The 12,048-nt window shown below is 66.4% G+C and carries 12 protein-coding genes; 4 read left to right on the forward strand and 8 right to left on the reverse strand.

Annotated elements, in window-relative coordinates:
• The first annotated feature begins 8 nt into the window (after nucleotides 1–8).
• Nucleotides 9–908, forward strand: coding sequence for a recombination-associated protein RdgC (locus MKD50_RS22570; protein ID WP_115681499.1), 900 nt, complete (start codon nucleotides 9–11; stop codon nucleotides 906–908).
• Nucleotides 909–968: 60 nt separating this feature from the next.
• Here the strand turns inward: MKD50_RS22570 and MKD50_RS22575 are convergent, their stop codons facing one another.
• A complete protein-coding gene (locus MKD50_RS22575; protein ID WP_252668724.1) occupies nucleotides 969–1,412 on the reverse strand; it encodes a thioesterase family protein in 444 nt (147 codons plus the stop codon).
• Between the two features lie 278 nt (nucleotides 1,413–1,690).
• Here MKD50_RS22575 and MKD50_RS22580 point away from each other — a divergent pair, with 278 nt between their 5' ends.
• Entirely contained in the window at nucleotides 1,691–2,683 is a 993-nt protein-coding gene (locus MKD50_RS22580) for a Bug family tripartite tricarboxylate transporter substrate binding protein (protein ID WP_252668726.1), read from the forward strand.
• 37 nt (nucleotides 2,684–2,720) lie between these two features.
• On the opposite strand, the gene MKD50_RS22585 is transcribed toward MKD50_RS22580, so the two are convergent.
• Both MKD50_RS22585 and MKD50_RS22590 read right to left on the reverse strand, forming a co-directional pair.
• Complete coding sequence (locus tag MKD50_RS22585) at nucleotides 2,721–3,428, reverse strand: FadR/GntR family transcriptional regulator (protein ID WP_252668727.1); 708 nt, start codon at nucleotides 3,426–3,428, stop codon at nucleotides 2,721–2,723.
• 97 nt (nucleotides 3,429–3,525) lie between these two features.
• Nucleotides 3,526–4,860 (reverse strand): MFS transporter, encoded by a 1,335-nt coding sequence (locus tag MKD50_RS22590; RefSeq protein ID WP_252668728.1) that lies wholly within the window; start codon nucleotides 4,858–4,860, stop codon nucleotides 3,526–3,528.
• A 304-nt stretch (nucleotides 4,861–5,164) separates the two neighbouring features.
• On the opposite strand from MKD50_RS22590, the gene MKD50_RS22595 reads away from it, so the two are divergent.
• Nucleotides 5,165–5,701 (forward strand): ureidoglycolate lyase, encoded by a 537-nt coding sequence (locus tag MKD50_RS22595; protein WP_252668729.1) that lies wholly within the window; start codon nucleotides 5,165–5,167, stop codon nucleotides 5,699–5,701.
• 40 nt (nucleotides 5,702–5,741) lie between these two features.
• Here MKD50_RS22595 and MKD50_RS22600 read toward each other — a convergent pair whose 3' ends face one another.
• Nucleotides 5,742–6,263 carry a helix-turn-helix transcriptional regulator gene (locus MKD50_RS22600; RefSeq protein WP_252668730.1) on the reverse strand — a complete coding sequence of 174 codons (522 nt, stop codon included), beginning with the start codon at nucleotides 6,261–6,263 and terminating at the stop codon, nucleotides 5,742–5,744.
• Nucleotides 6,264–6,811: 548 nt separating this feature from the next.
• Here MKD50_RS22600 and MKD50_RS22610 point away from each other — a divergent pair.
• A complete protein-coding gene (locus MKD50_RS22610) occupies nucleotides 6,812–7,321 on the forward strand; it encodes a GNAT family N-acetyltransferase (protein ID WP_115704806.1) in 510 nt (169 codons plus the stop codon).
• A 90-nt stretch (nucleotides 7,322–7,411) separates the two neighbouring features.
• Here MKD50_RS22610 and MKD50_RS22615 read toward each other — a convergent pair whose 3' ends face one another.
• Genes MKD50_RS22615 through MKD50_RS22630 form a run of 4 tightly spaced genes read right to left on the reverse strand, consistent with a single transcriptional unit; the run spans nucleotide 7,412 to nucleotide 11,459 of the window.
• Complete coding sequence (locus tag MKD50_RS22615; RefSeq protein ID WP_252668732.1) at nucleotides 7,412–8,215, reverse strand: enoyl-CoA hydratase/isomerase family protein; 804 nt, start codon at nucleotides 8,213–8,215, stop codon at nucleotides 7,412–7,414.
• Nucleotides 8,212–9,456 carry a CaiB/BaiF CoA transferase family protein gene (locus tag MKD50_RS22620; RefSeq protein ID WP_252668733.1) on the reverse strand — a complete coding sequence of 415 codons (1,245 nt, stop codon included), beginning with the start codon at nucleotides 9,454–9,456 and terminating at the stop codon, nucleotides 8,212–8,214. Before MKD50_RS22620 ends, MKD50_RS22615 begins: the two co-directional genes overlap by 4 nt.
• Before the next feature lie 59 nt (nucleotides 9,457–9,515).
• On the reverse strand, nucleotides 9,516–10,481 hold the full coding sequence (locus MKD50_RS22625) for a Bug family tripartite tricarboxylate transporter substrate binding protein (RefSeq protein ID WP_115704809.1): 966 nt from the start codon (nucleotides 10,479–10,481) through the stop codon (nucleotides 9,516–9,518).
• 60 nt (nucleotides 10,482–10,541) lie between these two features.
• Complete coding sequence (locus MKD50_RS22630; protein WP_252668736.1) at nucleotides 10,542–11,459, reverse strand: LysR family transcriptional regulator; 918 nt, start codon at nucleotides 11,457–11,459, stop codon at nucleotides 10,542–10,544.
• Nucleotides 11,460–12,048: the final 589 nt, after the last annotated feature.

Below are 12,048 nucleotides of genomic sequence, written 5' to 3' on the forward strand. Positions count from 1 at the left end.
GAATTCCCATGTGGTTCAAGAATCTGCAGGTCCATCGTTTCTCCGCCCCGTGGTCGCCCAGCGCCGACGAGGTCGAAGCCAGCCTGGCGAAGCACGCCTTCTTTCCCGGCACCAGCCTCGAGATGCAGACGCAGGGCTGGGCCTCGCCCCGTGACAACGGCCAGCTGGTCCATACCGTCGGCCGCCAGATGCTGCTGACGCTGCGCACCGAAAAGAAGCTGCTGCCCACCACCGTGGTCAACCAGGTCACGCGCGCCCGCGCCGCCGAGATCGAAGAGCAGCAAGGCTACAAGCCGGGCCGCAAGCAAATGAAGGAACTGAAGGAGCAGGTCACCGAAGAGCTGCTGCCGCGCGCCTTCAGCATCCGCCGCGACACACGCGTGTGGATCGATCCTGACAACGGCTGGCTTGCCATCGATGCCGCCGCCGCGGCCAAGGCCGATGAAGTGCGCGGCATGCTGTTCAAGGCGCTGGACCCGCTGCCGCTGATCAACCTGCACGTCAACCAGTCGCCGGTGGCCGCCATGACCGAATGGCTGGCCGGCGATGCGGCGCCCGCCGGCTTTACCGTCGACCAGGAAATCGAGCTGCAGTCCGGGGCGGAGAGCAAGGCCACGGTCCGCTACGTGCGCCACCCGCTCGACCCCGAAGACCTGCGCCGCCATATCGCCGCCGGCAAGCGCTGCACGCGCCTGGCGATGACCTGGAACGACCGCGTCTCGTTCGTGCTGACCGACGGACTGGTGGTCAAGAAGCTGGCGCCGCTCGACGTGATCAAGGAACAGGCCGACGGCACCGCGCACGATGAAGACGAGCGCTTCGACGCGGACTTCACCATGATGGCGGGCGAGCTGTCCGGCCTGCTGGTCGACCTGACCGAGGCGCTTGGCGGCGAGCGCAAGGCCTGAGCCGCACCCTCGCAATAACGTGGCGCGGTCAGCGATTAGCGGACCGCGCCACGCCCGCGGTTATTCCACCCAGTTCACCTTCGGGAAGCGCCCGGCGAATCCCGACGGCATCGCCACCACCCGCTTGGCCACGTAGTCGAAGAAGACAAAGCCCGACTTGGCCATCGCGATCAGCGCGCCATCGGCCGGCCGCGTGATGCGGAAGATGATGTCGCCACCGTACTTGTTGAAGTCCATCACGCCCACCTCGAACAGCAGCTGGTCGCGCGCATGGGCCTCGTTGCGGTACATCGTCGCCAGGTCGGTGACGATGATGCCGACGCCTTCCTCGCGCACATCCTCGCTGCCGAATTCGAACAGGAACCGCGCCCGCGCCTCCGAAATCATTGAGATCATCGAATCATTGGCAAGGTGGTTGGCCGAATTGATGTCCGTCACGCGCACAGTGAGGTGCGTTGCGTAGCAAAGCTGGTCGGCGGGCAGGTCTAGTTTGAGGCGGGCCATGAGGGTTCAAGCAGGAAATGGATCAAGCGCCGCACGGACCGGACTGACTGAACACGCCGGCAGCGGCGGCGCCATCATAAGCGATGCCGCGGTTCGGATTGCAGCGCTGCAGCCTGCCCCTGCGCATACCCGATCCGGGTAAGTACTCCCCACCGTTTTCGTCCATCCCGCCGATGCCGCGACGCATCGCGGCCTCGTACGCTGCGCGTTGCCGTGGCCATGGCGCACTGACCCCAGGGCCGCATGCCGACACGACGTCAACCACTGGAGGAAACACCATGCAAGCCGACCGCCGCAAGGCCCTGCACTGGCTGGGAGCCGGATCCCTGGCCGCCGCCGCTTCAACCCTGGGAATCGGCCCGGCCCGGGCCCAGCAGGCCTGGCCGGCGCGTCCGGTGCGGCTGGTCGTGCCCTACCCGCCCGGCGGCGCCACCGACGTGCTGGCGCGCGCGCTGGGCGACCCGCTGGGCAAGCTGTGGCAGCGCCCGGTGATCGTCGAGAACCGGCCCGGCGTGGGCGGCATGATCGGCGCCGACGTGGTCGCCAAGGCGCAGCCGGACGGCTACACGCTGCTGCTCGGCCTGCCCAGCCTGGTGCAGACGCCCTACATGGTGGCCAAGCCGCCGTTCGACCCGCTGCGCGACCTGACCGCGATCGGCCAGCTGTGCACCTCCAGCCTGGTGCTGACCGCCAGCAGCACCATGCCGCGCACGCTGCCGCAAATGGTGGCCCTGGCCAAGTCCCAGCCGGACAAGTTTTCCTATGGCACCTATGGCATCGGCACCGGCGCCCACCTCTACATGCAGGTGTTCCTCAAGAATGCCGGCGCCGAGCTGGTCCACGTGCCGTACAAGGGCGAAGCGCCCATCGCCACCGACCTGATCGGCGGCCAGATCTCGCTGGGGACGCTGTCGCCGATGACGGTGCGCCAGCATGCGCGCACCGGCAAGCTGCAGCCGCTGGCGGTGACCGGCAACACCCGCGCACCGATGCTGCCCGACGTGCCCACCTTCCAGGAACTCGGCTACAAGGGCCTGGACGGCCCGGCGTGGCTGGGCCTGTTCACCACCGCCGGCACTCCGCAGGCCATCATCGACAAGATCTCGGCCGACGTCGAAACGGTGATGGCCGCGCCCGACATCCGCCAGCGGCTGGGCGATCTGGGCCTGATCGTCAAGACCACGCAGCCGGCGGCCTTCGCGGCGACGACCCGTGCCGACCAGGCGTATTGGGGCAATGTGATCAAGGAAAACAATATCCGGCTGGATTGAGACGGCCGGCGGGGACGGCGTCCGTTCGCAGCTGAGCTCACTCTTCCTTTTCGTCGCCGGTGGGGAAATGCACGCCGGCCCGGCGTGCCGCCAGCATGATGTGGCGCTCCATTGCGCGCTGCGCCTGCTCCGGCTGGCGCGCGGCCAGCGCCTCGATGATGGCGCTGTGTTCGGTGAAGGTGGCGTTGCGCGCGCCGCGCCGGTAGTACGGCAGGCGCTGGCTCTCGCGCATTACCTCGGCGCTTTCGCGCAGGATCTCGCGGATGACCTGGTTGCCCGACACCGTGACGATCAGGGTGTGGAACTCATAATCCAGCTGCGACGCCTCGTCATAGGCATCGGCCTCGATCGCCTGCTGCATCGTGGCCGCGTTCTGGCGCAGCTGCTCGATCTCGGCGGAGGAAATAGCCAGCGCGGCCAGCCGCGCGGTCAGGCCTTCCAGCGCAAAGCGCAGCTGGTAGATATCGATCAGCGAATGCGTGGCGGCAAAGCGCCACGGCGGCGTGGCCGCGGCGCTGTCGCCGGTGGCGGTCACATAGACGCCCTTGCCCGGGCGCGACACCACCACGCCCATGCCCTGCAAGGTTGAAATCGCCTCGCGCAATGACGCGCGGCTGATGCCGACCTTCGCCGCCAGTTCCCGTTGCGCCGGCAGCAGCGTGCCCGCGGGGAACGTGCCGTCGCGCACCCATTGCTGGATAAGGCTGACGGCCTGGTTGGCGACGGAGGCGGAAGATCCTGTCATACGTGCGGGGAAAACCAGTAAAGGGACGCTTAACGGAATGCCAGAGCGCTGGGCCGGCTGCCGGAAATTCTAGCCGACAAACCGCCCGCCCCGCCCCTTACTTGTTGACCAGTTTGGCAGGCACCGAGTATGTCAGCAGCGCGCCGCACAGCAGCACCGCCGCCAGCACGAACATCGCGGCATCGGTACTCTGGGTGGCATCCTTGATCAGCCCGATCATGTACGGGCTGATAAAGCCGGCCAGGTTGGCGAACGAGTTGATCAGCGCAATGCCCGCCGCGGCGCCGACGCCCGACAGGATCGAAGTGGGCAGGCTCCAGAACAGCGGCGACGTGGCCAGGCTGCCGCCGGCTGCCAGCGCCAGCGCGGCAAGCGACAACGCGGTGTTGTGGCTGAACACGGCGCTCAGCACGAGGCCCGTGGCCGCGCAGCAGAATGGCACGATCAGGTGCCAGCGGCGTTCGCGCATGCGGTCCGAGCTGCGGCTGACCAGGATCATCGAACACACTGCCACGCCGAACGGGATCGCGGTCAGCAAGCCCACATCCAGCACGCTTTTCACACCGGTCTGCTTGATCAGCGTGGGCAGCCAGAACGTCAGCCCGTACTGGCCCATCACCGTGCAGAAGCAGATCATCGTCATTTTCAGCACGCGCGGATCCGTCACCACGTGGCGCAGCGACATGTGCGCGCTCTTGTGCGCATTCTCCGCGGCGATATTGCGCTCGAGCAGCGCCTTCTCGTCCGCCGTCAGCCAGCGCGCGGACTGGATGTTGTTGTCCAGGTACCAGAGCACCGCCACGCCCACCAGCAGCGACGGCACCGCCTCGATCACGAACATCCACTGCCAGCCGCGCAGGCCGTTGACGCCATGCATGGCTTCCATCACCCAACCCGACAGCGGCCCGCCGAAGATGCCCGAGATCGGGATCGCGGCCATGAACAGCGCCACCATGCGCGCGCGCCGGTGCGATGGGAACCAGTAGGTCAGGTACAGGATCATGCCCGGATAGAAGCCGGCCTCGGCCGCGCCCAGCAGGAAGCGCAGCACGTAGAACTGCGTGCTGGTCTGCACGAACATCATCGCCGCGGAGATCAGGCTCCACAGGATCATGATGCGCGAGATCGTGGCCTTGGCGCCGATGCGGTGCATCAGCAGATTGCTGGGCACCTCGAAGAAGAAATAGCCGATAAAAAACAAGCCCGCGCCCAGGCCGTAGACCGCCTCGCTGAACTGCAGGTCGGCCAGCATGTTGAGCTTGGCGAAGCCCACGTTGACCCGGTCCAGGTAGGCCACCACGTAGCACAGCATCAGGAACGGCAGCAGCCGCCAGGCCACCTTGCGGTACACCGCGTCCTCCCTGGCCTGGGCGTGCGCCTGCGGTACGGCGATGCCATCCGGCCCGGCATGCGCGGTTTCAGTCGGAATCATGGAAGTCTCCTTGGTTGTTCGAGTCATCGACGCAATCCGGTCGCGGCCGGTCCGTCGTCATACCGGTCTGACCAGTAGATGCCGAATGGTAGGGAGGCACCTTGCCGGTGTCAAGGTGATGTCATGTGGGGAAAAGACCGAACGCGCGGTGAATTGGCGAAACGACGGCTGACGAGGCGCTTGTGCTCCGCGGTAACTTGCTGCAGAATCCGGCTCAACTGGTCTGACCAGTTGAGCCATTCACGGAATCGCTCGCGCGGCGCTCAGCCGTTTGCCGGCGATTCCCAGATCTGGAGACTTATTGATGGAAACCACGCTTGCGCGCATGGCAGGCGCCCGCATGCGCCTGCATCCGCAGCCGCTGAACCCCGTCGCCTTTGCGCCGTTCGGCGATGTCATCGAGACCCGCCCCGCAGGCGATCCCGGCGCCTTTCCGATCAACGGCGGCATGGTCACGCGCCACCATGACCTGGCCGCGGTCGAACTCGGCGGCGGCCGTGCCCTGATCAACCTGTTCGAGGCCAGGCCCTACGCCTTGCCGATGGAAATCGCCATGCTGGAGCGCCATCCGCTCGGCAGCCAGGCGTTCATCCCGCTTTCGGAGCGCCCTTTCCTGATTGTGGTTGCGCCGCCCGGCGACACGCTGGAAGCCGGGTCAGTGCGGGCGTTCATCACCAACGGCAGGCAAGGCGTCAATTACCGCGCCGGTGTCTGGCACCACATGCTGCTGGCCATGGACGCGCCCTCATGCTTTGCCGTGGTGGACCGCGGCGGCGATGGCAACAACTGTGAAGAGCGCTGGCTGGCGCAGCCGCTGCTGCTTGAACTGCCAGGCGCCTGACAACGCGAAGGCATGGCGCGGTACCTGCCCCCGCGCTGCCTCAGGCCACCAGCTTGCGAAGCCGTCGCTCCATCGCCGGGACGATGTTTCCGGCGCTCCTGGCCAGATTGACCTGCATCGCGGCCGCAGCGACGTCCCTGAGCGAGGGCTCGATCTCGTAACCCTTGTCGCTCATCCACGAGAGCACTTCCCACAAATGCCAGAGGGCACTTGCACCTTCGTGCACCGGCGGGGGAAAGGAAGCCGGATGGCCGAGCATCAGCTTGCGCATGTTCTGGCGCGACATACCGAGGGTGTCGGCAATGTCCGTCAGGCCAACCAGGTCCGGTGCCGCTTCGATCAGCGTGGCGGACGGCATGGTCCGTCTGGCATCGGTGAGCGCACTGACAATGGCGTCGGCCGCAGATTCCGCTTCCCGGTCGAACGCCAGCGCAATCCGGCCCGCCACGCCCGTGCCCACCGTTGCATCGTCGCATCCGGCTTCGTAGAGTCGTTCGACCAGCGTGTCGGGATCGCTGTCATCCGCCGACAACTGGTATCTCAAGGTGAACGCGTATTCCATGGCGGTGGTTTCTCCTTCAGTTCGACCGATATCACGACTTCGTGCCGATGCAAGCAGTTGTCCACGATCTGGCGGATCCGAATGGCGTGGTTGGATGGGCTCCTGGGTGTGCAATAGATGCTGATGACACAGAATTCCCCAGCACGGCATGCGCTGTCATGGAGCGAACAGTAGATCCGTCCCCAGGCATGGCCCCTGCCTTTCGCTGCCTCGAGGCGCCAGCCGCAAGACTCGGCATGTCTTGAGGCACCTTCAATTTCCTTCTTGGGGTGTTGAGCACGGGCCATCGATTTCTCCAAGGCTAGGGGGTTGGCCTGTGGTTGTCAAGTGACAACCAATGTCGCAAATCACCCTGCGATGCAATTGGAGAATTGTCAGGCTATGCGCAGGTCGTCGCATTAAGACGACTCTGTAAGCAAGATCTCCTGACGCAGCTTCGGAAATCGTCAACCGTTGTCCTGCGTCGGCTGGCCAGGCGCGGCTAAGCCTTGGTCGGCGTACACTGCCGCTGAACAGCGCTCACTTCTGGCCGCCCCAGCTACTTCGCCATGCCTGCCCGCTTCCCGCTGATCCATTCCGATCGCCTGACCCTGTCGCCGTTCTCCGAAAACGACGCGGCCGAGGCGTGGCCCTGCATCACCCCCACGCTAGCCCGCTACATGGACTGGGATCCATCCCCGTCACCCGAGGCGTTTCGCGAGGTATGGCAGGCATGGCTGCCGGCCATGGAAGACGGAACGGAATTCATCTTCACGGTCCGGCGGACCAGCGACGGTTGTTTCCTCGGCCTGGCCGGGCTGCATCATGCCGACACGCCGGCGCCGGAGTTCGGCATCTGGATCCGCGAAGACGCCCATGGGCACGGCTATGGCAAGGAAGCGGTGCTGGCCGTGGCCGCGTGGGCAACGGCCACCTTGCGGCCGGCGCGCTTTGTATATCCGGCCGCCGAGCAGAACTGGAAGAGCCGCCGGATTGCGGAAGCGATGGGCGGCGTGGTGGTGGACCGGCAGCCGGCGCCCAAGTTTGTGCGAGTGGTTTATTCGGTGCCGGTGAAGTAGCCGGCCCGCCGAACGGCAAGAGCAGCCGATCCGTGCCGGCCAGCGAAGTGGCCCGAGGCCTTTATCGATAGCCTCGGGCCAACCGGGGATTCAACGCCCCTTCCACACCGGCGGACGCTTGCCAACGAAGGCTTCCACGCCTTCCCGGAAGTCGTCGCTGCCATAACACTGCCGCACCAGGTCATCGGTATCGGCCACCGCCGCCACGGTCTGGCGGCGCAACGACTCCTTGATGACCGCCTGCGTCACCGGCGCCAGTGCGCCAAGCCGCTCGCACAGCGCGGCGACTTCGGCTTCCAGCGCCTCCGGTGCATGCACGCCTTCAAGAAAACCGCAGGCCAGCGCCGCATCGGCATCGAGCACCTGCGCCAGCAACAGCATGCGCCGCACCGGCTGCAGTCCCCACGCCGCGCCCAGCTTGGCCAGGTTCAGCGCCGACAGCGTATTGCCCAGCGTCTTCGCGATCGGCACGCCGAAGCGGGCCCCGGGCGTTGCCACCCGGAAGTCGCACGCGGTGGCGATGGCCAGCCCGCCGCCCACCGCCCAGCCTTCGATGACCGCAACCGTAGGCATCGGCAGCTGCTCGACCAGCGCGATGCCCTCGTCGATGCGCGCTTCATACGCGACCCCGTCGTCGCCGCAGGAAAACTGCCGGAACTGCGCGATGTCGGTCCCCGCGACAAAGGCCTCGCCGCCGGCGCCGCGCAGCACCGCCACGCGCGCGCCGGCAGTGCCTTCCGCGGCCAGCACGCGGCAGTGTTCGGCGAGCTGCCCGTACATCGCCCACGTCATCGCATTGCGCGCGGCCGGGCGGTCGAACGTCAGGGTCGCGATCCGGCCCTGCCTGGTCAGCGTGACCCGGCCTTCGCCGGCCGCCTGCTGCGGGGCGCTCATGCGCCGAACGCGCCGGCCGCGGCCAGCGACTGCTGTTCGTCCTGCGACATGCCCAGCTCGGCGAGGATCTCGCCGGTGTGCTGGCCCAGCAGCGGCGGCGGGCGCCGTACCTGCTGAGGCGTGCCGCCCATCTTCACCGCGAAGCCGATGTTGGGCACCTTGCCCTCGATCGGATGATCGATCTCGATGCGCATCTGGCGGTGCCTGCCATGCTCGCTGTCGAACGCCTGGGGATAGGTCAGGATCGGCCCGGCCGGGATGCCGACTGCCAGCAGCTGCTCGATCCAGTAGTCGGCGCTGTGCTTGCCAAAGCTCTCTTCCAGCGCGCCGATCAGTGCCTGCCGGTTGGCCAGGCGCAGCGCGACCGTGGCAAAGCGCTCGTCCGCCAGCAGGTCGGGCCGGTCCAGCGTCTTGCACAGCAGCTGCCACAGCTTCTGGTTGGTCGCGCCCATCACGAAGTAGCCATCGGCGGCCTTCATCGCCTGGTACGGGGCGCTCATGCGGTTGGCGGTGCCGAGCGGCTCGGGCTCGCGCCCGGTGCCCCAGTATTCGCAGGTATCCCACACCGAGAACGCCAGCGCCGAATCGAACAGCGACGCATCGACATACTGGCCCCTGCCGGTCTCTTTCGCGCCGATATAGGCGGACAGCATGCCGTAGGTCGCGAACAGCGCGCAGCCGATATCGGCCACCGGCACGCCCGCCTTCACCGGCGCGCCGCCCGGATAGCCCGTCACGCTCATCACGCCCGACATCGCCTGCGCCATCAGGTCAAAACCCGGCCGCGTCGCCCACGGCCCGCTCTGGCCGAAGCCCGAGATGCTGCAGTAGACCAGCTTCGGGTTGATATGGCTGAGGGTCTCGTAGTCGATGCCCAGGCGCTTCATCACGCCGGGCCGATAGTTCTCGACCAGGATGTCGGCGGTTTCCGCCAGCCGGTACAGCACCTCGCGGCCGGATTCGGTCTTCAGGTCCAGCGTGACGCTGCGCTTGTTGCGGTTCATGTTGAGGAAACCCATGCTGTCCGGGCCCTTCATCTTGAACCCCATCGAGCCGCGCGTCTGGTCGCCGCCCTCGGGCGGCTCGATCTTGATCACGTCGGCGCCCAGGTCGGCCAGCAGCATGCAGGCGTAAGGCCCGGCCATGACCTGACTGACATCGAGCACGCGCACGCCGGCAAGCGGCAGGCGCGCAGCGTTGGCTTGGGTAGTGTCGGCGCTTGCGTCGCGGGAATCCATCATCGGTTGCATCCTGGGAAAATGGTTGGTGCTGCGTGCATCGGTGCGTCGGCGGTCGCCCATCAGCTTTCAGCCTTCACGCCGGCGTCCTTGATCACCTTGGCCCATTTGGCCGATTCCGCGGTGATGTAGGCGGCGAACTGCTGGTTCGATCCGCCCGAGTCCTCGGCGCCGAAGCTCTTCAGCCGCTCCGCCACGTCCGGCATCGCCAGCACGCGGTTGACGTCTTCGTTCATGCGCTGCGCCAGCGCCGGCGGCATCCCCTTCGGGCCGACCAGCCCGTACCACGACGCCGCGTCCAGGCCCGGGAAGCCCGACTCCGCCAGTGTCGGCACGTTTGGATGGCTGGCCGCGCGCTTCAGGCGCGTCTGCGCGATCGCGATCACCTTGCCCTGCTGGACGAACGGCGTGGCCGCGGTCATGGTGTCGAAGGCATAGTCGATCTGGCCGCCGAGCAGGTCCGCCACCAGCGGGCCCGAGCCCTTGTACGGCACGTGGACCACGTCGATCTTCGCCTGCATCCGGAACAATTCCAGCGCCAGGTGCTGCGCCGAGCCGATGCCCGACGAGCCGAACGAGATCTTGCCCGGGTTCTTGCGGCACAGCGCCACGATGTCCGAAACCGTGCGCACCTTCTGTTCCGGACGGCAGGTCAGCATATTGGGCGTGACCCCGACCATCGAGATCGGCGTGAAGTCCGCGCGCGGGTCGTACTTGACGTCCAGCAACGCCGGCGCGATCGCATGGCTGTTGACATGCGCCATCAGCAGAGTGGTGCCGTCAGGCGGCTGCTTGGCCACATAGGCCGCGGCAATCGCGCCGGTGGCGCCGGGCTTGTTCTCCACCACCACGCTGGTGTTCCACATCACGCCCAGCTTCTGCCCGATCACCCGCGCCAGCACGTCCGTGCCGCCGCCAGGGGCAAAGCCCACCACGATACGAACCGGCCCCGCCACATTGGCCGCGCGCACCAGGCCGGGCACCGCCAGCCCGGCCGCGGCCGCCAGAAGAAATTGCCTGCGCTGCATTGCGTGTCTCCTCTATCGTTTGGAGTCCATCTTGCGCAATGCACCGGCCCAGGGCTATCGCTATTTTCGGGATTCAGGTTTCGCGTTTTGCGCAAGCACCTGCAGCACGCTCAGCGCCGCCGACGACAGCACCCCATGAGGCCGATGGCACAGCACAAAATGCCGCGCCGCCCACTCCCCCGCGATCGGCAACCGCACGAAGCGGCTCCCCCCCGCCACCTCGCGCGCGATCGCCTCCGGCATCACCCCGCCGCCCAGGTTCTGCGCCACCAGCGCCGCGATACTGTCGAACCCGCTCACCCGCATGCGCATCCGCAACACCCGCCCCGCATCCTCCGCCAGCCGCTCCAGCCCCACGGAAATCGCCGAACTCTCGCCCAGCACGATCAGGTCGCAGTCCAGCACGTCCTCCGTCGTCACCTTCCTGCGCTTCGCCAGCGCATGGCCGCGCGCCACCACCAGCACCAGCCGGTCGCTCCGGTACGGCGCCGTCGGCAGGTCCACCACGCCGAGGCTGCCTTCATAGATACCGATATCGACGGTGCCACGGCGCAGCGACTGCTGGACTTCCTGGCTGTTCATTTCCTGCAGGTCGATCCGGACACCGGGACATTCCGTGGCGCAGCGCTGGATGTCGAACGGCAGGAACTGGATGACGGCGGACTTTGGGGCGGCCACGCGCACCACGCCGAGGTCGCCGCCGACGAAGGACGCGGCGTCATCCTGCATGCGCTGGACGGTGTGGGTAATGCCGCGGGCGTGGGCGAGCAGTGCGCGGCCGGCTTCGGTACAGGCCATGCCGTGGGGCAGGCGCTCGAACAGGGAGACGCCGAGCTGGGATTCGAGTTCGAGGATGCGGCGGGAAGCGGCGGCTGGGGCCAGGTGGACGCGTTCGGCGCCGCGGGTGATGCTGCCCTGGTCGGCTACGGCGATGAAGAGCTGGATGGTGGTTAGGTCGAAATGGAGGCGGGACGTCACGATTATGGCGCCGATGCAGGCGTCTTGTGAAAGCAGTCAACCGATCTGGAGACGCGATATCCGCCAGCTTAGCTGGCCAAGCATTCTCTACCGGGTAGGCGACGTCAACAAGCGGGATTTTCCCCTGCTGAGATGATCGGCTGCTGGACCCCCTAGGTCGTGCGCGCCGAGCAGCTAGCTTGAAAAAAGCATCGATGACGGATTGCTGACAGCCATGTGATTTCCCAATCCATTCTGTCGAATACGTCGTTTGCATGCAGGAGCAGAAACCACGTCAGGTCGGCCGCACATGCTGGTTGCAACCGTATGTTCACTTGAATCTCCAAAGCCGACCCTTGCAATGCTCATGGAGCCTGCCGGTAAATCGCTACATTGCGTCATCGTCAGCTGGCAGCCCGTGCAGGCTGGCTGTCCCAATGCACCAGGGCCGCACGTGTGAGCCGACACAGCATGCTGTCGCTCCCGGGCTTCTACAACATCACGTTAAACGTGATGTACGGCGTGAAAACGCAACAATTCCTCGGCGATGGCGTTGAAACGCGTGACCGCAGTTTCGTCGCCGTTTAGGACGCAGGACCAGAATCCTTCT

This window comes from Cupriavidus mimosae (assembly GCF_023952485.1).
Classification (GTDB): domain Bacteria; phylum Pseudomonadota; class Gammaproteobacteria; order Burkholderiales; family Burkholderiaceae; genus Cupriavidus; species Cupriavidus taiwanensis_C.

Excerpts from the sequence above, each read along its gene's own strand:
- MKD50_RS22615 (WP_252668732.1), bottom strand. The coding sequence starts at position 8,215 with ATGAGCGCCCCGCAGCAGGCGGCCGGCGAAGGCCGGGTCACGCTGACC.
- MKD50_RS22600 (WP_252668730.1), bottom strand. The coding sequence starts at position 6,263 with ATGGAATACGCGTTCACCTTGAGATACCAGTTGTCGGCGGATGACAGC.
- MKD50_RS22620 (WP_252668733.1), bottom strand. The coding sequence starts at position 9,456 with ATGATGGATTCCCGCGACGCAAGCGCCGACACTACCCAAGCCAACGCT.
- MKD50_RS22610 (WP_115704806.1), top strand. The coding sequence starts at position 6,812 with ATGCCTGCCCGCTTCCCGCTGATCCATTCCGATCGCCTGACCCTGTCG.
- MKD50_RS22625 (WP_115704809.1), bottom strand. The coding sequence starts at position 10,481 with ATGCAGCGCAGGCAATTTCTTCTGGCGGCCGCGGCCGGGCTGGCGGTG.
- MKD50_RS22595 (WP_252668729.1), top strand. The coding sequence starts at position 5,165 with ATGGAAACCACGCTTGCGCGCATGGCAGGCGCCCGCATGCGCCTGCAT.
- MKD50_RS22575 (WP_252668724.1), bottom strand. The coding sequence starts at position 1,412 with ATGGCCCGCCTCAAACTAGACCTGCCCGCCGACCAGCTTTGCTACGCA.
- MKD50_RS22570 (WP_115681499.1), top strand. The coding sequence starts at position 9 with ATGTGGTTCAAGAATCTGCAGGTCCATCGTTTCTCCGCCCCGTGGTCG.
- MKD50_RS22590 (WP_252668728.1), bottom strand. The coding sequence starts at position 4,860 with ATGATTCCGACTGAAACCGCGCATGCCGGGCCGGATGGCATCGCCGTA.
- MKD50_RS22580 (WP_252668726.1), top strand. The coding sequence starts at position 1,691 with ATGCAAGCCGACCGCCGCAAGGCCCTGCACTGGCTGGGAGCCGGATCC.
- MKD50_RS22585 (WP_252668727.1), bottom strand. The coding sequence starts at position 3,428 with ATGACAGGATCTTCCGCCTCCGTCGCCAACCAGGCCGTCAGCCTTATC.